This is a genomic window from Caulobacter sp. GW821-FHT11E10 (assembly GCF_058808375.1).
The window spans coordinates 405,754-424,905 of record NZ_JBXARP010000004.1; the positions used below are offsets into that span (position 1 = coordinate 405,754).

Sequence of the window (19,152 nt, forward strand, 5' to 3'; positions counted from 1 at the left end):
GGTAACGGGGATCAGGCCTGACGCATGATCCAGTCGTGGGCCGGGTCGTTGCGGAAGATCCACTTCCGATGCGGTCCGGCCATGACGTTGAGGTAGTAGAGGTCGTAGCCGTGCGGGGCCCCGACCGGGTGGTAGCCGCGCGGCACCATCACCACGTCGCCGTCCTGCACGCAGACCGTCTCGTCCAGGCTGCGATCGTCGGTATAGACGCGCTGGAAGGCAAAGCCCTGCGGCGGGTTCAGGCGGTGATAGTAGGTCTCCTCCAGCGCCGTCTCCTCGCCCTCGGTGGCGGTGTCGTGCTTGTGCGGCGGATAGCTGGACCAGTGGCCGCCGGGGGTGATCACCTCGACCACCAGCAGGCCGTCGGCCGGCGCGGTCTCGGGCAGGATGTTGCGGACGTGGCGGACGTTGGTCCCCTTGCCGCGAACCTCGCGCGGCATGTCGCCCTCGGCGATCAGGCGCGCGTGGCCGCCCGGTTTGCCCGGAGCGCTGCAGAGGGCCAGCTCGACGTCGGAGACGGCGGTCACGGCGAAAGACGTGGCGGCGGGGACGTAGACCGCGCCCGGCGCCCGGTCCTCGAACACATTGGCGCGGCCGCCGATCTTGCCGAACGACACACCCTCGGCGCGGACCTCGGCGGTCCCGCTCATCACGACGACGCAGGTCTCGCGGGTGGGCTCGGAGCCCTCGTAGGTCTCGCCGGTCGCCAGCTTGACGACCTGGAAGCCGACATGGGTCCAGCCGGCGCTTTCCGGCGTGACCTCAAGGATCGAGCCATCGGCGTCAGGGGCGTGCGAGCGAACCAGGAGCTTACTCATTGTTCCTGCTCCAAAACTCGTGTCATCCCGGAAGCCTCGCAGAGGCTATCCGGGACCCAGGGGCCGGCGCACCGCGGTCGCCCCTGGGTCCCGGCTCTACGCGCTATGCGCTCCGGCCGGGATGACACGGGTTGGGGTTGAAACGTCATCACGCCGCCCTCAAGCCCGCCGCGGCGGCTTCCTTCTTCAGGGTCGCAAGGCCGATCTCGCCATACTCGCGCGGATTGGCGACAGCCGGATCCTGCTCGGCTTCGACGATGATCCAGCCGGAATAGTTGATCTCGGCCAGGGCCTGCATGACCGCCGCGTAGTCCAGGTAGCCGTCGCCGGGCACGGTGAACATGCCGGCCAGAACCCCGTCGAGGAAGCTGCCGCCCCCGCGCGAGACCACCTTGTGGAAGACCTCGCTGCGGATGTCCTTGCAGTGCACGTGGGCGACGCGGTGCGGATAGCTGCGGATGATCTGGACCGGGTCCAGGCCGCCCAGGGCCGCGTGGCCGGTGTCGACGGTCAGGCCGACAGACGGGCCGGTGTTGGCCAGGAAGGCTTCCAGGTCCTCGGGCCGCTCGACCACGGTGCCCAGGTGGTGGTGGTAGGCGAACTTGATGCCCTGGGCCTGGATGTAGTCGGCCACCTTGGTCAGGCGCGCGCCGAATTCCTTCCAGCCCTCGGCGTCGAGGCGCGGGGTGGCCGACAGGGCCTTGGTCTTGTCGCCGTGAATGGCGTTGCTGGTCTCGGCGTGGACGAAGACGGTGCAGCCCATGGCCTTCAGCAGGGCCAGGTGCTTTTGCAGCGCCGCGATCTCGTCGTCGGCCGACTGGACCAGCAGGTTGCCGCTGTACCAGCCGCCGACCAAGGTCAGGTCATAGCGGTCCAGCAGCGGCTTCAGCACCGCCGGGTCGCGCGGGAAGACGCCGCCCAGCTCGACGCCCTCGAAGCCGATCGCCTGGCAGTCGGCCAGCACGCTCTCCAGCGGGGTGTCGCCGCCCAGCTCGGGCATGTCGTCATTGATCCAGGCGATGGGGCTCACGCCGAAACGGATGGTCATGGGCGTCTAGTCTCCCGTACGCTGTTGCTTGATCTTGGTTTCATAGTCGGCGCGAGCCGCGTTGACGGTCGGGCGCACCGAGACTTCCGGCACCGCCACGTCCCACCAGGCGCCGCCCTCGGTGGTCGGCATCGGGTCGGTGTCGATGACCACGACATAGGTCCGGTCGCTGGCCTTGGCGCGCTCGAGAGCGGCCTCCAGCTCGGCGAGGCTGGCCACCTTCTCCGACCGCGCGCCCAGGCTCTTGGCGTGGGCGGCGAAGTCGATGTCGGGCAGGGTCTGGTGGACCGTGTCGGCCAGCAGGTTGTTGAACGCCGCCCCGCCGGTCGCCGCCTGCAGGCGGTTGATGCAGCCATAGCCCCGGTTGTCGAGGACTGTGACGATCAGCTTGGTCCCCAGCATCACCGAGGTGGCGAGCTCGGAATTCAGCATCAGATAGCTGCCGTCGCCGACCATCACGTGAACCTCGCGGTCCGGGTCGGCCATCTTCACGCCCACGGCGCCGGCGATCTCGTAGCCCATGCACGAGAAGCCGTATTCGACGTGGTAGCCGCCCGGCGCGCGGGTGCGCCACAGCTTGTGCAGCTCGCCCGGCAGGCCACCGGCGGCGCAGACCACGACGCTGTCGTCGGACGAGGCGCGCCACACCGCGCCCAGCACCTGGGCGTCGGTCGGCAGCGGTCGTTCGTCGGCCCTGGTGGCGTCGTCGAAAATCGTGTTCCAGCCCGCGACACGGCCCGTGGCTTTCTCGGTCCAGGCCGCCGGCGCGCGCCAGCCCTCCAGGGCCTCGGCCAAGGCCTCGACCACCGTCAGGGCGTCGCCGACGACGCTGACCGCGCCGTGCTTGTGGGCGTCGTGCGGGGCGACATTGATCTGGACCAGCTTGCGGCCCTCGGCGCCGAACAGGGCGCGCGAGCCGGTGGTGAAGTCCTGCAGCCGGGTGCCGACGCCGATGATCAGGTCGGCCTCTTCCGACGCCGCCACCGAGGCGGTCGTGCCGGTGACGCCGACGGCGCCGAGATTCATCGGGTGATCCCAGGCGAGACTCCCCTTCCCGCCTTGGGTCTCGGCGACCGGCAGGCCGGCGTCATAGGCGAGCGCGGCCAGCGAGGCCTCGGCGCGGGCGTAGAGCACCCCGCCGCCGGCCACCACCAGCGGCCGCTTGGCGGCCTTGATCAGCGACACGAGGTCGACCATCTCGCGCGGATCGGGACGCGCGGCGCGGATGCGCCAGACGCGCTTCTCGAAGAAGGCCTGCGGATAGTCGAAGGCCTCCGCCTGGACGTCCTGGCAGAAGGCCAGGGTCGCGGGACCGCAGGTGGCCGGGTCCAGCATCGTCGCCAGGGCGCGCGGCAGACAGTCGAGGATCTGCTCGGGCCGGACGATGCGGTCGAAATAGCGCGACACCGGCTTGAAGCAGTCATTGGCGCTGACCGTGCCGTCGCCGAAGTCCTCGATCTGCTGGAGGACGGGATCGGGCCGGCGGCTGGCATAGACGTCGCCGGGCAGGAACAGCACCGGCAGGCGGTTGACGTGCGCCAGGGCGGCGGCGGTGACCATGTTGGTCGCGCCAGGGCCGATCGAGGTGGTGCAGACCATGGCCCGTTCGCGTCGCGACTGCTTGGCGAAGGCGATGGCGGCATGGGCCATGCCCTGCTCGTTGTGGGCGCGATAGGTCGGCAGCACGTCGCGGACGCCGTGCAGGGCCTCGCCCAGGCCGGCGACATTGCCGTGGCCGAAGATCGCCCAGACCCCGGCGAAGTACGGAACCTCGCCCTCCGCGCTCTCGACATACTGCGCCGAGAACCAACGGACGGTCGCCTGGGCGGCGGTGAGACGAACGGTAGCCATTTAAGCGGCCTTCTCCACTGAGCCGCGCAGACGCCGCCAGGCGTCGACCAGCACCTTGAACTTGGCGACCAGGGCGGTCACGGCCGCCTCGTCGTCGATCCGGTTCGCCAGCCACTCGCGGGCGACGTCGTAGAAGATGGTCCGGCCCACGGCGAAGCCCTTGACGATCGGGAACGGCGCGACGACCTCGAACGAGGCGACCAACTCGGCCTCCGGCGCCGACAGGCCCAGCAGGACCACACCCCGGCACAGCGGATCGTTCTCGTTGACGGCGGCCTCGATCTCGCGCCACGCGGCCGGATCGGTCAGCGGCTCCAGCTTCCACCAGTCGGGACGGATGCCCAGGGCGTAGAGCCGGCGGATGCCGCGCGCCACGGTCTTGCTGTCGCTCTCCATGCCGCGCGGCAGGATCAGTTCCAGCAGCAGCTCGTGACGGGTCTTGCGACAGGCGTCGAACAGGCGGAGCAGCTGGCGCTCCTGGCGCTCACGCAGCTCGACCTCGTCGTCGGGGTGGTAGAAGGCGAGGCATTTGACGACCTGGTTCAGCGGCCACTCGGCCAGCTCGGTCGCCACGTCGGCCGAGCTCTCGAATTCCAGCGGCCGCGACTTGGGCAGCTCGATCGGGCGGGCGATCCAGTAGTCGTGGTCGGCGGCCTCGGCCAGCGCCTCGAAGCCGAAGCGTCCGTCCAGCAGCATGCCGAAGCGGTTCTCATCGCCGCCGGCCACCGCCTGGACGGCGCGCAGGGCCAAGCGCTTGAAGTCCGGGATGCGCGCCGCATCGCCGCCGGTCTCGTCGATCAGGTCCTCGAACTGGCTGCGGTGATCGATCGCCAGGACGGTCAGCTCGTCATAGACGTGCTCGCGGGTGGTGGCCCAGTGGATGTGCTCCAGCTCGGCGTCCTCGCGCAGGCGGAACGGACGTTCCCGCTCGCTCAGGAAGGCTTCCAGCTCGACCCAGGTGGGCATGGCCGGGGCGCAGCCGTGGCGCGAGACGACGATGGCCCCGCAGGCGTTGCCCCACTCGCAGCAGGTCTCGACGGGCTCGTCGCGCAGCCAGCCGCGCAGGAAGCCGGCCATGAAGGCGTCCCCTGCCCCCAGCACGTTGAACACCTCGACCTTGAAGCCGCGGGCGCTGACGCCCTCGTCCAAGGTGTCGGGGATCGCGCCGGGGAAGGCCACGCAGCCGTCGGGACCGCGCTTGCAGACCAGCAGGGCCTCCGGCGCGCCTTTGCGGATGGCGCGCAGGGCCGCGATGGTGTCGGTCGAGCCGCCCAGGATATGGATCTCTTCTTCCGTGCCGACGATCAGGTCGCAGAGGGCCACGACCTCTTGCAGCTTGGCGGTGACCTGCTGGTTCTCGACGAAGCGGTTCTCGCCGGCGTCCTTGCCGGTCAGGCCCCACAGCACGGGGCGATAGTCGATGTCGAAGGCCACGCGGCCGCCGGCCGCCTTCACGGCGCGGACGGCCTTCAGGCTGGTGTCGTAGACATTGGGTTGCGACAGGTGCGTGCCGTTGATCAGCACGGCGCCGGCGCTGGCGAACCAGGCCTCGTCGACGTCGGCCGGCTCCAGCGCCATGTCGGCGCAGTTCTCGCGATAGAAGATCAGGGGGAAGTTCACCCGGTCGCGGATGCCCAGGATCACCAGGGCCGTCAGGCGGTCGGGGTCGGACAGCACGCCGGCGACATCGACGCCCTCGCGTTCCAGCTGCTCGCGGATGAAGCGGCCCATGTGGTCGGCGCCGACGCGGGTCAGGAGCCCAGTCTTCAGGCCCAGGCGCGCGCCGCCGGAAGCGGTGTTGGTCGGGCTGCCGCCCAGGTACTTGGCGAAGGACCCCATGTCCTCCAACCGTCCGCCCAGTTGCTGGCCGTAGAGGTCGACGCTGGAACGGCCCACCGCGATCAGATCAAGGGTCTTTGCGTCCTGGGCCATACCGGTTCCACGTCACTCTTTGGCCAGCTCCCCACCGGCGATATGTAACGCATATTCCAAACCTAGAACGCTTGCAACATCCATTTCATTTTCCAACGCGATTGGAATGAACGGTTCAACAGGTCGTTCAGGCGCCCTTCTTGGCCTTCCCCTTTTCCTTGCCGGCCTCGAAGGCGAAACCGATCACCAGGGCCTGGGCCAGGCAGATCGAGGCGGCCAGCGAGCGGAAAGTCCGCACCTCCGATTCGCGGACGTGCAGCACCAGTTCGGCGTGCTTGGCGATCGGACTGACCAGGCTGTCGCTGATCGACAGGATCTTGGCCCCGCGCTGTCCGGCCATCTCGACCGCCATCACGGTCTCTTCGGCATAGGGGTGGTAGCTGACCGCGATCAGCAGGTCCTTGGCCCCGATGGTCTGGACCTGCTGCTTGGTCAGGCCCGCGACGCCGTCGATGAACAGGGTGCGCTTGTTGGCCTGCTGCAGCGAATAGGCCAGGTAGGAGGCGACCGGGAACGAGCGGCGGAAACCGGCCACATAGACCGTCTCGGCCTTGTCGATCAGCGTCACGGCCTTGGCCATGTCGCTCTCGCTGACCGTCTGCCCCAGGTTCTGCAGGGCCAGGGTGTTGCCCTCGACGAACTCGGCCAGCACGTCGGCCCCACCCTCGGGCTTCTTGGCCACGGCCTCGTTGAAATGGCGCACCCGCTCGCCGTAGCCCAGGCCCGCATGGCCCGACAGCAGGCCGTCGCGGAACAGCCGCTGCATCTGGCTGGCGCCCGGATAGCCGAACGTCTTGGCGAAGCGCACGATGGCCGAGGGCTGCACCCCGCAGCGCTCGGAGATCACCGCCAGAGTCTCCAGCGCCATCTCGTTCGGCTCGTCCAGCACGTAGCGGGCGATCTGCTGCAGCCGCTTGCTGAGCGACTCATAGCGCTCGAGGATCGCCGCCCTCAGTTCCTCGGCGCTGGTCGGCGCGCTCGCAACCATGGTCTCTTCCGTCATTTCCGCCCCGATACGATCACTTCAGTTTTAGAATATCCATTCCGCGCCCGAACACAAACCAGCGAAATCGACAGGCCGTTCCACTTTCCATCTGGAAGGAATTTTTGTTCCATATTACACGAGAATAGAACGCGGCCGTACGATTAGCCGCGAAGGGAGCGAGACGATGATCAAGGTGGCGCAGTTGGGCGCGGGACGCATGGGGGCGGTGCACGCCCGCAACGCCGCCGCCAATCCGAGGCTGGACCTCGTGGCCCTGGTCGACCCCCGCTCCGAAGTCGCCGGTCCGCTGGCCAAGGAACTGGGCGCGCAGCTCAAGAGCTTCGACGAGGTCCTGGCCGATCCCGAGATCAAGGGGATCATTGTCGCCAGCTCGACCGACGCGCACCTCGACAACACGCTGTCGGCGCTCCGCGCCGGCAAGAAGGTGTTCTGCGAAAAGCCGCTCGACCTGCACCTGGCCACCCTGCTGGCCGCCAAGGGCGAGCTGGAGAAGGCCGAGCACAGTCTGTTCGTGGCCTTCAATCGCCGCTTCGACCCGCACTACCGCGCCCTGAAGGCCCGGATCGACGGCGGCGACATCGGCGCGCTGGAAAGCCTGCACATCGTCAACCACGACCCGGCCACCCCGCCCCCGGCCTTCATCCCGACCAGCGGCGGCCTGTTCAAGGACTTCACCATCCACGACTTCGACCTGGCGCCTTGGCTGCTGGGCGAGCGTCCGGTCGAGGTCTTCGCCTGGGCCAGCTGCCTGATCGATCCGGAAATCGGCGAACTGGGCGATGTCGACACCGCCAAGGTGCTGCTGACCACCGCCACCGGTCGCCTCTGCATGATCAGCAACAGCCGCCGCACCGGCTATGGCTATGACCAGCGCATCGAGGCCTTCGGCTCCAAGGGCGCGGCGCGGGTCGACAACGTCACCAACACCGCCGTCTCGGTGTGGGGCGAGAGCGGCGCCCAGGCCGACAAGTTCCCCTACGCCTTCATCAATCGCTATGTCGGGGCCTACGCCGCCGAGATGGACCACTTCGCCGACGTGCTGGAAGGCAAGGCCAAGCCCGAAGCCGGCCTGGCCGCCAGCATCGCCTCGCTCGAACTCGCCGAAGCCGCCGCCCGCTCGGTGGCGACCGGCGCGCCCGTCAGACTCTGAGAGTACAGGTCACCCATGCACGACATCGCCATTTTGGGCGCCGGCCGCATCGGCCGCATCCACGCCAAGAACGTCGCCGGCCAACCGGGCCTGCGCCTGAAGTACGTGGTCGATCCGATCGCCGCCGCGGCCGACGGCCTGGCCGCCGAGACCGGCGCGATCGTGGCCGATCTCGACACGGCCCTGAACGATCCGTCGGTGGGCGGCGTCATCGTCGCCAGCTCGACCGACACCCACCTGGACTACAGCCTGAAGGCCATCGCGGCCGGCAAGGCGGTGTTCTGCGAGAAGCCGATCGACCAGGACCTGGCCCGCGCCCGTTCGGCGGCCGGCGAACTGGGCGGCAAGGGCGTGAAGCTGTTCCTCGGCTTCAACCGCCGCTTCGACCCGAACTTCCAGGGCCTGAAAGCCCGCCTCACGGCCGGCGTCGTCGGGGCGCTGGAGACGGTGCACATCACCAGCCACGACCCGGCCCCGCCGCCGGTCTCGTACGTCAAGGTTTCGGGCGGCCTGTTCAAGGACATGGCCATCCACGACTTCGACATGGCCCGCTGGCTGCTGGACGAGCCGGTGACCGAGGTGTTCGCCGCCGCCAGCTGCCTGGTCGATCCGGCCATCGGCGAGGCCGGCGATGTCGACACCGCCAAGATCCTGCTGCGCACCGCCTCGGGCAAGATCTGCGTGATCAGCAACAGCCGCCGCAGCGGCTACGGCTACGACCAGCGCATCGAGGCGTTCTGCGCCAAGGGCCTGGTCCGCGCCGACAATGTCATGGAGAGCACGGTCTCGGTCTGGGGCGAGAACGGCGCCGCCAGCGACGCCTTCCAGAACTTCTTCCTCGACCGCTACGCCGAAGCCTATCGCCGCGAGATGGCGCACTTCGCCGAGATCATTCGCGGCGAGGCCCTGCCCTCGGTCGGCTATGTCGACGGCGTCGAAGCCCTGGCCCTGGCCGAGGCGGCGGGCCAGTCGGCCAAGACCGGGCAGGTCGTGAAGCTGTAGAACGCGTCTACTCAGCCAGACGGAAGGGGTCGCTTCGGCGGCCCCTTTTTCATGGGCGGTGCGGCGACAAAAGAACGGCGGCTCCGCAGGAGAGCCGCCGTTGTCAGTTGGAGGATCGAAGGATCAGCTCGGGTCCGTGCCGTAGTAGCCGCGCCCGGCCTTGCGCCGCGCCAGCCGCTTCAGTTCTCCCGGGTCACTCAGCTTGTCCCAGGTGCGTACGCCGTTCGACAGGTCGGCCGGACGCAGGACCAGGGGCTCCCAGACCGCCTCGCCCAGCACGTCGTGCAGGGTGTAGGTGAGGACGGGATCGTCACCCATGCGGAAGCTCATGACCCCCACATTGACGCTGCGGGTCCAGACATCGCGGACCCGCACCTCGGGGTCCTGGCGCAGGAACTTGGTCGCCGGCATCTGGGCCAGGGGCGAGCTGCAGAAGTCGTAGATGTCGTAGCCGCCCGCTTCGGAGCGCGGCACGCAGTTCAGCTCGCCCATGTGCGAGTCGCCTGAGATGCAGACGACGCCACCGATCTTCTCGTCGCGGATGAAGTCGAGGATCTCGTCGCGTTCGGTCAGGTAGGCGCCCCAGGAGTCGCCGCCCTTCTCCTTCTCGGCGCTGGACCAGCCGCCGCCCGAGACCAGAACCTTGAACGGCGTCCGGCTGGCCTTCAGCTCGCGCTTCAGCCAGGCCTTCTGGGCCGGGCCCAGCATGGTCTTGGCCGCCGTGTCCGGCTTGGCGGTCGCATCGCGGTGATAGCGGCCGTCGAGGAAGAAGAAGTCGACCCCGCCGTAGGACTGCTTGAAATAGACGCCCGGCTTGTCGGGCTCGCCGTAGGACGGGTTGGCCCAGTAGGCCTTGAACAGCGCCAGCGACTGGACCTTGATCGGATTGGCCCCGTCGGAGTCGTTGAAGCCGAAGTCGTGGTCGTCCCAGATCGCCAGCTGCGGCGTCGTGCGCAGCAGGGGCTGCAGCGCCTCCACCGCCCGCCCGCGCCGATAGAGGTCGGCGATGTTCTCGGGCTGGTCGCTGTCGGCATAGATGTTGTCGCCCAGCCAGAAGAACAGGTCCGGCTCCAGCGCCTTCACGGTGGTGAAGATCCGCTGCTCCGGATCGAACTGCAGGCGGCAGCACGAGCCGAAGGCGACCCGGAATTCCGCCGCCCCGGCCGGCGCCGTGCGCGCCCGGTGGGGGATCGGCTGGTGGCGATCCAGTTCGCCGGCATAGCGCAGGCGATAGTAGTAGGCCGTCTCCGGTTCGAGCCCCTCGGCGTTCAGCGTCACGCAGAAGTCGCCGGCGGCCGTCGCGGTCGCCTTGGTGCTGACCACCGGTCCGGTGAAGTCGCGCCGCTTGCAGACCTCCAGCGTCACCTCGAAGGCGCCGCTGGCCCGGGTCCAGATGGTCAGGTGGCTCGGCCCGGGCGCGCCGACCATCGGGCCCTCCAGCGCGCGCGGATAGCCGACGACGGCGGCCAGGCCGCTCGTCGCCTGGCCGGCCAGGGCGACACTCGCGACTCCGGCCAGCAGCCGGCGACGATTGAGGCGGGGATGGGTCACGGGCTCTCCTATCGCGCGGCCGGCGAGGCCAGCTTGCCGCCGACGATCTTCTGGAAGGTCTCCAGCGGGCACAAGGTCGCCTCGCCCACCACGCCGCAACCCGGGATCTTGAAGTACGAATAGGACGGCGGGTTGCTGGCCGTCAGCGGCCGCAGCTCGCGCAGCTGGTCCATGGTCTGGGCGGTGTAGAAGGCCCGCACATAGGCCTTGCCGCCGGCGTCCTTCAGCAGCTCGAAGCCCATGGATCCCCCCGGAGGCGGATCGTCCTGGGGATAGTCGGCGGCGGTGAAGTGCGCGCCGAAGAAGCCGCGCAGGGCGGCGATGTTGGTGTCGTGGCCGACCAGCATGGTCAGCTTGCCGCCCGTGCCTTCGGCGCCGGTGAGCGCCTTGAGGATCTCCTTGGCCACCGGCGCGGCGTAGCGCTGGGCGGCATAGGGCGAGCCGACCTCGTAGTGGAACTTCACCGGGTGGAAGCGCAGCATGGCCTGGATGTCGGCCTTGGAGGCGCGGCCCCAGCCGACCTGATCCATCGGCTTGCCCTCGACATATTCCAGCAGGACCGTCTGGCCGGCCGTCGAGGCGATCGACAGCGCGCCTTCCAGGTCCGCCGTATCGCCCTTGTTGGCCTTCAGCGCCGAGGGCCGCTTGGCGATATCGCAGCCGGCTTTGGTCGCGGGATCGCAACCCAGCACCCGTTGCAGGACCGCGAAGTCCTGGGCGTGGGCCCGGGCCTCGGCCGCGACGCCGGGCGTCTGGCGCTGGGCGGCCTTCAGGGCGATGTCGCCGTCGATGCCCTCGGCGGGATGGAAGATCGGGTCGTTGGCCTCGCTGTCCGGATGGGCGACCTTCAGGCCGCAGCCGGGTTGCAGGCCTTCCACGAACATCTCGGCCGTCTTGATCGCCCGCTGCTTGCCGCTGGCCCAGGCCATGATGTCGCCGGCCTTGGCGCAGCCATCGCGCGGCAGCAGGCCCCGCGCGCCCAGGAAGGTGCGGTAGTAAGCGCCCATCAGCCGCGCGCCCTCCCCGCCGTGCGCGGTCAGCTCGCCATAGGGCGTGGTCCAGGTTCCCCAGGCCTGGGCGGTCGTGCCCTCGGGCGTGGCCGGGCTCTTGGTCGGCGGACGGACGCTGTGGCGCATCATCATGACGACGCGTTCCAGCTTCAGGCCCTCGGTCGGACCACCCGAAGGCGCGGCCTGCGCGCCGCCGCCAGCCAGCAGCGGAACCACGGCCATAGCGGCCGTCATCAACGCGTTTCGAAGCCTCGCCATAACGCCTCCCACAGACCGCTTGGTTCAAAGCGCGGCCATTCCATTGACACCCAGAATACGAACAGATTTTCTATTTTACAATATGGATGGAATTTTTCTTCAGATTGACGCTGTTCGTCAGCCGGGCGTCAGCGGCCGCCCTCTAGGCCAGATGCAAGACGTGACCATGACACCAGGGGCAAGACCATGAACCGCCTGAAACTCGCCGCCGGCCTGCTGGCCCTGACGACCGCCACCCCGGCCCTGGCCCAGACGGCTTCACCCACGGTGGGTGTCGTCGGCGCGACGGTCCCGACCGCGCAAGGCGGCGCCAACGCCTCGGCCCTGCTGCGCGACCCGACCGATCCGGCCAAGAGCGTGATCGCCGCCAATGGCAAGCTGGGTGGGCTGGAGCTCTACAGCCTGGACGGCCAGCGCATCGCGGCCATCCCGGGCGGCGAGGTCTATGCCGTCGACACCCGCGAGGACGGCAAGCGCGCCCTGGTCGTCGCCCTGGACCGCCAGGCCGGCCGCCTGCGGATCTTCGCCCGCGACTACGCCAGCGGCGCGACCACCGCCGTCGACGCCCGGCCGCTCCTGCTGGGCTATTCCGGCGAAGGGATCTGCCTGCATCGCAGCGCCCGCGACGGCGCGCTCTACGCCTTCGCCATGGGCCGCGAAGGCCAGCTGGACCAGTGGCTCCTCTATCCGAACGCCGACGGCAAGGTGGACGGTCGCGTGATCCGCCGCCTGCACCTGTCGTCCGAGGCCAAGTACTGCGTCGCCGACGACACGAGTGGCGCGCTCTATGTCGCCCAGCAGGCCGTCGGCGTCTGGCGCTACGACGCCGATCCCGAGGCCGAGCCGGTCCCGACCATCGTCGACATCAACCGCCTGGGCCATATCGCCGGCGAGGTCGGCGGCCTGGCCGTGATCAACGGCGGCAAGGGGGCCGACTACCTGGTCGCCGCCAATGCCGACGCCGGCGACTACAATGTCTATGACCGGAGCGCCGGCGATCAATTCGTCGGAAGCTTCCAGGTCCAGACGAACGGCGCGACGGCCATCGAAGGGCCGTCTGGTCTGTTCGGCCTCCGCGCGCCCGTCGGCGCGGGCCTGCCGGCCGGCGCCCTGCTGATCGCCGACGACCGCAACGCCGGCGCCAACAGCAAGATCCTGTCGTGGAAGGACATCGCCTCGGCGATGAAGCTGTCGCCCGGCCAGGACGCGCCCCAGGTCGAGCCCAGCAAGGTCGCCCTGGTCCACGCGACCATGGAGACCCAACCGGTCGGCCACGACGGCGACGCCGCCGACGATCCGGCCATCTGGGCCCACCCGACCGATCCGGCCAAGAGCGCCATCATCGCCACCGACAAGAAGGGCGGCATGCTGGTCTACGACCTGTCGGGCAAGCGCCTGCAATATCTGCCCGACGGCAAGATGAACAATGTCGACCTGCGGGAAGGCTTCAAGCTGGGCGGCAAGACCGTGACCCTGATCGCCGCCAGCGACCGGACCCACAAGGCCATCGCCCTCTATACGATCGATCCCGAGACCCGCCTGCTGACCAGCGTCGCCGACGGCGTCCAGGCCAGCGGCCTGTCCGATCCGTATGGTCTCTGCATGTACCGCGACCGCAAGGGCGCCATGTCGGTGTTCGTCAGCGATCCCGATGGCCTGGTGCGCCAGTACAGCCTGACCGCCACAGCGACCGGCAAGGTCACCGCCAAGGCCGTGCGCGACGTCAAGTTCGACACCCAGACCGAGGGCTGCGTCGCGGACGATGAGACCGGCGCGCTCTATGTCGCCGAGGAGGACGTGGCGCTGTGGAAGCTAGGCGCCGACGCCAAGACCGGCTCGGCCAAGACGGCCATCGCCCGGGTCGCCGACAACCCCGCCCTGAAGGACGACCTTGAAGGCGTCGGCCTCTACGCCCAGCCGAAGGGCAAGGGCTATCTGGTCGTCTCCAGCCAGGGGAACAACACCTACGCCGTGTTCCGCCGCGAGGGCGACAACGCCTATGTCGGCAGCTTCGCGGTCACGGCCAACGGCGACAACGGCGTCGACGGGATCTCCGAGACCGACGGTCTGGACGTGTCCAGCGCCTCGCTGGGCGCGGGCCTCGAAGGTGGGGCTTTCGTCGCGCAAGACGGTCGCAACATCTCCCCGCCAGAGGCCCAGAACTTCAAGCTGGTGCCCTGGTCGACGATCGCGGCGAAGCTGAAGCTCTAAGAACGACGCCTCTGCTTCGAAGCATGGTCCGGCATCAATCCACTGCCTTCCTGGGCCTTGCGCCCAGGAAAGCGGGGATGTTTGGTTGGTATGAGTATCGCTGAGCTTTGCGGCGATGCGGCCGGCCGCCTTCCAGACAAAAGAAAGCCCGGGCGAAGATCGTCCGGGCTTGAAAAGTCAGGGAGGAAACGCCCCAGGAAGGGCAGAGACCGTGGGCCTCACGTTCAGTGATCTATGATCACTGAAACGCCGTTCAAGGGCGCACCCGAAAAAACTTCTATTCCAGCGCGCTTGGCTTGCCGGGGCCGTGTGGTAATGACCGCCCTCGACGAGTGAGGGCGAGGCCCGAAGCGAGCGCCGAGCCCATGTCCGACCCCATCGATCCGAAAGACGACGCTCCGGAGTCCCCGGGGACGCCGAAACCGCGCAAGCCTCGCAAGCCGCGCGCCTCGGCCGCGATGACCGAAGCCGCGGGCCTGGGCGAAGGCGCGCCTGAACCGGCGGCTCCAAAGCCCGCCCGCCCGCGCAAGCCCCGCGCGGCCAAACCCGCTGTCGAGCCCGAGGCCCTGCCGCAAGAGGCGCCGCCCGAGGCCGCCGAAACCGAACTGCCGGAGGCCGTCGAGGCTGTCCCCGAAGCCGCCCTCTCCCCGGCCGAGCCGGCCAAGACGGTCAAGCCGCCGATCTGGAAGCGCCCCGCCTGGCTGGTCGGCGCGGCCGCCGCCGTGGTGTTGGCGATCGTGCTGGTCGGGTCGCTGTTCTGGTCGCTGCCGCTGAGCCGCGCCCTGGAGCCGCTGACCAACTCGGCCATCGTGCTGGTCGCCGAGGACGGCTCGCCCATCGCTCGCCGGGGTTCGTACAAGGAAGCCCCGATCGACGTCGCCAAGCTGCCGGCCTATGTGCCCGGCGCCTTCATCGCCATCGAGGACCGCCGCTTCTACAGCCACATGGGCGTCGACCCGAAGGCGATCGCCCGGGCCCTGGGCAAGAACGCCAAGGCCGGCGGCGTCTCGGAAGGCGGCTCGACCATTACCCAGCAGCTGGCCAAGAACGCCTTCCTGTCCAGCGACCGCAACCTGCGCCGCAAGGCTCAGGAGGCGCTGATCGCGGTCTATCTGGAAGCCCGCCTGACCAAGACCGAGATCCTGTCGCGCTACCTGTCGTCGGTCTATTTCGGCGACGGCGCCTTCGGCCTGCGCGCCGCGGCCCGGCACTATTTCGGCAAGCAGCCCGAGCAGCTGTCGATCGGCGAGGCCGCCATGCTGGCCGGTCTCGTGAAGGCCCCTTCCCGCCTGGCGCCGTCCAACAATATCGAAGGCGCCCGCGAGCGGATGCGCATCGTGCTGGGCGCCATGGTCGAGACAAAGACCATCACCCAGGCCCAGGCCGACGCGGTCGGCGACGTCTCGGCGATCGAGAACCCGGACAAGCTGCCCACCGGCTCGTATTTCGCCGACTGGGCCCTGCCCCAGGCCCGCGCCTCGATCGGCGCGCGCTACGGCGAGACGATCGTCAAGACGACGCTGGACCCCGAACTTCAGGAAAAGGCCGAGCGGATCCTCAACGACTATATCGAGCGCGACGGCAAGGTCCTGAACATCACCCAGGGCGCCCTGGTGGCCATGCGCAAGGACGGCCGCGTCGTCGCCATGGTCGGCGGCCGCGACTATGGAACCAGCCAGTTCAACCGCGCCGACGGCGAGCGCCAGCCGGGCTCGTCCTTCAAGCTGTTCGTCTACCTGGCCGCCCTGCGCGAGGGCATGACCACCACCAGCCCGATCCTCGACACCCCGGTGCAGGTCAGCGGCTACACGCCCGGAAATCACGAGGGCAAGTATCGTAACCGCGAGATCCCGCTGATCAGCGCCTTCGCCGCCTCGTCCAACGTGGCGGCCGTGCGCCTGGCCCACGACCTGGGCCCCAGGAAGGTCATCAAGGTCGCCCGCGACCTGGGGATCACCGAGAAGATCCCCGACGACCTGACGATGGCGCTTGGCACCGGCTCGATGAGCCTGACGCGCCTGACGGCGGCCTACGCCTCGGTGGCGGCCGGCGAATATCCGATCGTTCCGCACGCCCTGGACACCTTCCAGAAGCCCAGGACCACCGCCTATGACCCGAAGGTCCTGCTGGGCATGCGCGACCTGCTGCGCTCGGCCACCCATCGCGGCACGGGCCTGGAAGCGGCCATCGAGGGCGCCTACGGCAAGACCGGCACGACCCAGGACTATCACGACGCCCTGTTCGTCGGTTACGTCGGCGACCTGGTGGTCGGGGTCTGGGTCGGCAATGACGACAACAGCTCGATGAACGGCGTGGTCGGCGGCGGCGAGCCCGCCAAGATCTGGAAGGCCTTCATGCTCTCGGCCCTGGGCCGCGACGTCGGACCGGTGATGCAGGAAGATCCGCTGGACGATCTGGGCCTGCCGCTGGAAGGCGAGATCGGCCCTGACGGCCTGCCGCTGGCCCCGATGACGGTCCCGGACGCCCCGGATCCCGCCCTGCCCCCCGAGCCGATCGTCCCCGCGCCGCCGCCCGAGCCGAGGGGCTAGCCCCGAAGGACTAGGTTCGGGTCGGATAGCCGAGATAGGCGCGCCCCAGCCGCACGAGCTCGTCCTCGAACTCGCGGCTTTGCAGGAAGTCGACGCCCTCCAGCACCGCCGCGCGCATCGCACCGTGCACCGCCCGGCTCAGCACGAAGGCCTGCACGGGACTCAACGACCGCCCCTGGGCGTCGACGATCCCCGTCTCGGCCGTCGCGAACTTCGCCGCCAGCTCCGCGTGGTCGGCCTGGGCCAGCAGGGCCGAGACCGCGATCCGCCGGGCCCGCTCGCGACCGGCGAAGGCCTGAACGAAGGCGCGGATGATCGCCCGGTCGCGCGCCACGCCAGGCTCTCCGTCTTCGAGGGCGGCCACGACCGCGTCCCGATGGGCTTCGGTCTCGCGCAGCGCCAAGGCCCGCAGGATCGATTGCTTGTCGGGGAAATAGCGATAGAGCGTCCCGATGCTGACCCCGGCCCGCTCAGCCACCGCATTGGTGTTGAAGCCGGACTCGCCGGTCGCCTCCAAAACCTGAGCCGCCGCCTCCAGGACGATGTCGACGGAGGCCTGGGCGCGCTGCTGGCGGGGAATTTTCCGCACGTTTTCAACGACGCTCATTCGACCTCTCCTCAGGACGTCGCCACCTTGGAAAGTCGAGTAACAGAGCCCTCGCTTCACCCCTAGCCTTCACTCGCGCCAACGGGTGGGGGATGGAATGAGTTGGGCGACCGATAGACTGGACGCGTTGAAGGCTGGGACGGCGACGCCGCCGCCCATCGTCGAGACTTTGAAACTGGGCCTGATCGACGACTGGGGCGAGGGTTGGGTGCGCAAGACCTGGCGCCCGACGCCGGAACTGGCCACGGCCGACGGCTCGCTGTTTGGCGGCTATCTGGCCGCCTTGGCCGATCAGGTGCTGGCCTTCGCGGCCATGACGGTCGTGCCGCACGATCGCCTCTATCGGACGGTGAACCTGCAGGTGAATTTCTTGAAGGTGGGTCGAAGCCATTCGCTGGCGATCGAGGCGCGGGTGGTCGCGCGAACCCGCCAGCTGATCACCGCCCGCGCCGAGTTCCGGCGGGACGATGGCGCGCTGATCGCCGAGGCCACGGCCCAGCAGATCCTGATGCCGTTCGATCACTGGCCCGCGGAACAGGCGGCGATCGAGCGGATGGACTAGCACCGCCAGGCGCTTTCTTGGGGCGGCGCCCTAGTTCGGCAAGGTCAGGCGGTAGACCAGGATCAGGTTGTCGTTGTCGCCCGCGCCGGTCTCGCCCTTGAGCGAGGCGTCGAAGTCCTGGCCGTTCACGCGCCCCGTGGCCGTGGCGAAATCGTTGTCGCCGCCCACCAGCAGGAAGACGTCGTGCGGCGCGGCCTTGTCCAGGACCGGCGCCAGGGCCAGGGCCTCGAGCTTCTCGGGCAGGCTGGTCCGGGTCGAGGGCGACACGGCCAGGTCCATGCCATGGGCGCCCAGCTGGACGGGGTTCAACAGATTGACCAGCTCGGTCCGCGCCGCCGGCTTGATGTCGGGATTGAGCACGCCGTCCTTGGCGATCGGCGTCACGTCCTGCTCGTAGGGCGTCCCCGCCAGGTTGGTCGCGTCGGCCAGGTCGACCAGCAGGATGCTCTTGTAGACCGGCGCGTTCGGGGTGGCCTTGCCACGTCCGTTGCCATCGCGGGCCAGCAGCAGGAAACGGGTGTCGCTGAGCGCCAGGGCCTCGGACTGGGCCGCCGTGGCGTCGGCCGGCTGGCCGTCGCCCGCCTCGCGCACCGTCGGCAGTTGCAGAGCGTAGTGGCCGATCGGGGTCAGCGGCGTGCGGGTCTTGGCGATGTCGTAGACCAGCACCCGGGTGTTGCTGCGCGTGGCGTTGTTGGACGACTGGTCCTGCATCGTCGCGCTCTGCAACACGGCGATCAGGCGCTTGCCGTCCGGCGTGACGCTCAAGGCCTCAAGGCCCTGGTTGTTGCGGCGGCCGGTGGTCGGCGCCTTCTCGGCCCCGAAGTCCAGCACGCCTTTCTTGATCGGGCGGATCGCCGGAACGGTCTCGATCACGCCGGCCAGCTTGCCGGCCTTGTCGAACAGATAGATGCCCGCCGCGTACTCGTCGGCGACGTAGAAGCCGCCGTCCGGCAGGTAGGCGATGGCCTCGCTGTCCAGGCTGATCCGCCCCGCGCCCTCGCCGCTGGCCGGCGACGGATAGCGGGCGCCGCCGCGCTCGATCACGTTCGGGCCCGGATCCTTGCCGGTGAACGGCTGGCCGACCTGGTCCTTCAGCAGAAAGCCGCCGGTCGGGGTGATGGTCAGCCCCTTGCCCGGGACCAGGGTGATCTGGTGCTCGTGGACGCGGTTGGCGTAGTCGGTGGTGCCGGCGAACGGTCCGACATTGTTGGGGCCCCGGTCCGGCAGGGTGCGCAGGGTCCCGCTATAGGACCCGTCCGCGTTCCGCTTCCAGCCCGACAGCGCCATGCTGGAGAACGAACCCAGGCTCTCGCCATTGAAGTCGCGCGTCGCCGCCGGCAGCCAGCCCACGGCCACCAGGCCGTGGTTGACATAGGTCTTGCCTTCGAAGCTCACCGCCACGTCCCCCGCGCGCTTGTCCCAGTGGGGGGTAAGGTACTGGGCCGACGCGCCGCCCGCGAGGGCCAATGCGAGGGCGGCGACGGTTCCGGCGAGGCGACGGCGCGACATCAGGCGCTCCTTGGAAGTGTGGCGATCCACTGGCGCGGGCGTCCAGGCCGATCCCCCTGAACTGTGCGCCGATCTAGGCGATCTATGC

At 69.0% G+C, this 19,152-nt stretch carries 14 protein-coding genes and 1 pseudogene; 5 read left to right on the forward strand and 10 right to left on the reverse strand.

Annotation, left to right across the window (positions count from 1 at the left end; translation table 11 throughout):
- Window positions 1–11: 11 nt before the first annotated feature.
- The 6 genes and pseudogenes from iolB to AC1RRV_RS10590 form a co-directional block, all read right to left on the reverse strand.
- The gene (gene iolB / locus AC1RRV_RS10565; RefSeq protein WP_492859578.1) at window positions 12–818 is read right to left on the reverse strand and encodes a 5-deoxy-glucuronate isomerase; all 807 of its coding nucleotides are present in this window, start codon (window positions 816–818) and stop codon (window positions 12–14) included.
- Window positions 819–866: 48 nt separating this feature from the next.
- A pseudogene (locus AC1RRV_RS10570) lies at window positions 867–948 on the reverse strand (hypothetical protein); the annotation flags it as partial.
- Between the two features lie 18 nt (window positions 949–966).
- On the reverse strand, window positions 967–1,866 hold the full coding sequence (iolE, locus tag AC1RRV_RS10575) for a myo-inosose-2 dehydratase (protein ID WP_492859579.1): 900 nt from the start codon (window positions 1,864–1,866) through the stop codon (window positions 967–969).
- A gap of 6 nt (window positions 1,867–1,872) precedes the next feature.
- The gene (gene iolD, locus AC1RRV_RS10580) at window positions 1,873–3,717 is read right to left on the reverse strand and encodes a 3D-(3,5/4)-trihydroxycyclohexane-1,2-dione acylhydrolase (decyclizing) (protein ID WP_492859580.1); all 1,845 of its coding nucleotides are present in this window, start codon (window positions 3,715–3,717) and stop codon (window positions 1,873–1,875) included.
- A complete protein-coding gene (locus AC1RRV_RS10585; protein ID WP_492859581.1) occupies window positions 3,718–5,649 on the reverse strand; it encodes a bifunctional 5-dehydro-2-deoxygluconokinase/5-dehydro-2-deoxyphosphogluconate aldolase in 1,932 nt (643 codons plus the stop codon).
- 127 nt (window positions 5,650–5,776) lie between these two features.
- The gene (locus AC1RRV_RS10590; RefSeq protein WP_492859582.1) at window positions 5,777–6,652 is read right to left on the reverse strand and encodes a MurR/RpiR family transcriptional regulator; all 876 of its coding nucleotides are present in this window, start codon (window positions 6,650–6,652) and stop codon (window positions 5,777–5,779) included.
- Between the two features lie 166 nt (window positions 6,653–6,818).
- On the opposite strand from AC1RRV_RS10590, the gene iolG (AC1RRV_RS10595) reads away from it, so the two are divergent.
- Window positions 6,819–7,805 (forward strand): inositol 2-dehydrogenase, encoded by a 987-nt coding sequence (gene iolG / locus AC1RRV_RS10595; protein ID WP_492859583.1) that lies wholly within the window; start codon window positions 6,819–6,821, stop codon window positions 7,803–7,805.
- 15 nt (window positions 7,806–7,820) lie between these two features.
- A complete protein-coding gene (iolG, locus tag AC1RRV_RS10600) occupies window positions 7,821–8,807 on the forward strand; it encodes an inositol 2-dehydrogenase (RefSeq protein ID WP_492859584.1) in 987 nt (328 codons plus the stop codon).
- Between the two features lie 123 nt (window positions 8,808–8,930).
- On the opposite strand, the gene AC1RRV_RS10605 is transcribed toward iolG (AC1RRV_RS10600), so the two are convergent.
- Together AC1RRV_RS10605 and AC1RRV_RS10610 are read right to left on the reverse strand one after the other, a co-directional pair.
- A complete protein-coding gene (locus AC1RRV_RS10605) occupies window positions 8,931–10,358 on the reverse strand; it encodes an alkaline phosphatase D family protein (protein WP_492859585.1) in 1,428 nt (475 codons plus the stop codon).
- 8 nt (window positions 10,359–10,366) lie between these two features.
- Window positions 10,367–11,602, reverse strand: a complete 1,236-nt coding sequence (locus AC1RRV_RS10610; RefSeq protein WP_492859586.1) for a histidine-type phosphatase — start codon at window positions 11,600–11,602, stop codon at window positions 10,367–10,369.
- A 210-nt stretch (window positions 11,603–11,812) separates the two neighbouring features.
- Here AC1RRV_RS10610 and AC1RRV_RS10615 point away from each other — a divergent pair, with 210 nt between their 5' ends.
- The gene (locus AC1RRV_RS10615) at window positions 11,813–13,837 is read left to right on the forward strand and encodes a phytase (RefSeq protein ID WP_492859587.1); all 2,025 of its coding nucleotides are present in this window, start codon (window positions 11,813–11,815) and stop codon (window positions 13,835–13,837) included.
- A gap of 365 nt (window positions 13,838–14,202) precedes the next feature.
- The gene (locus AC1RRV_RS10620; RefSeq protein ID WP_492859588.1) at window positions 14,203–16,386 is read left to right on the forward strand and encodes a transglycosylase domain-containing protein; all 2,184 of its coding nucleotides are present in this window, start codon (window positions 14,203–14,205) and stop codon (window positions 16,384–16,386) included.
- A 10-nt stretch (window positions 16,387–16,396) separates the two neighbouring features.
- Here AC1RRV_RS10620 and AC1RRV_RS10625 read toward each other — a convergent pair whose 3' ends face one another.
- Entirely contained in the window at window positions 16,397–16,993 is a 597-nt protein-coding gene (locus AC1RRV_RS10625; RefSeq protein ID WP_492859589.1) for a TetR/AcrR family transcriptional regulator, read from the reverse strand.
- Between the two features lie 97 nt (window positions 16,994–17,090).
- Here AC1RRV_RS10625 and AC1RRV_RS10630 point away from each other — a divergent pair, with 97 nt between their 5' ends.
- Window positions 17,091–17,555 (forward strand): PaaI family thioesterase, encoded by a 465-nt coding sequence (locus AC1RRV_RS10630; protein WP_492859590.1) that lies wholly within the window; start codon window positions 17,091–17,093, stop codon window positions 17,553–17,555.
- A gap of 30 nt (window positions 17,556–17,585) precedes the next feature.
- Here the strand turns inward: AC1RRV_RS10630 and AC1RRV_RS10635 are convergent, their stop codons facing one another.
- Window positions 17,586–19,064, reverse strand: a complete 1,479-nt coding sequence (locus AC1RRV_RS10635; protein ID WP_492859591.1) for an esterase-like activity of phytase family protein — start codon at window positions 19,062–19,064, stop codon at window positions 17,586–17,588.
- Window positions 19,065–19,152: the final 88 nt, after the last annotated feature.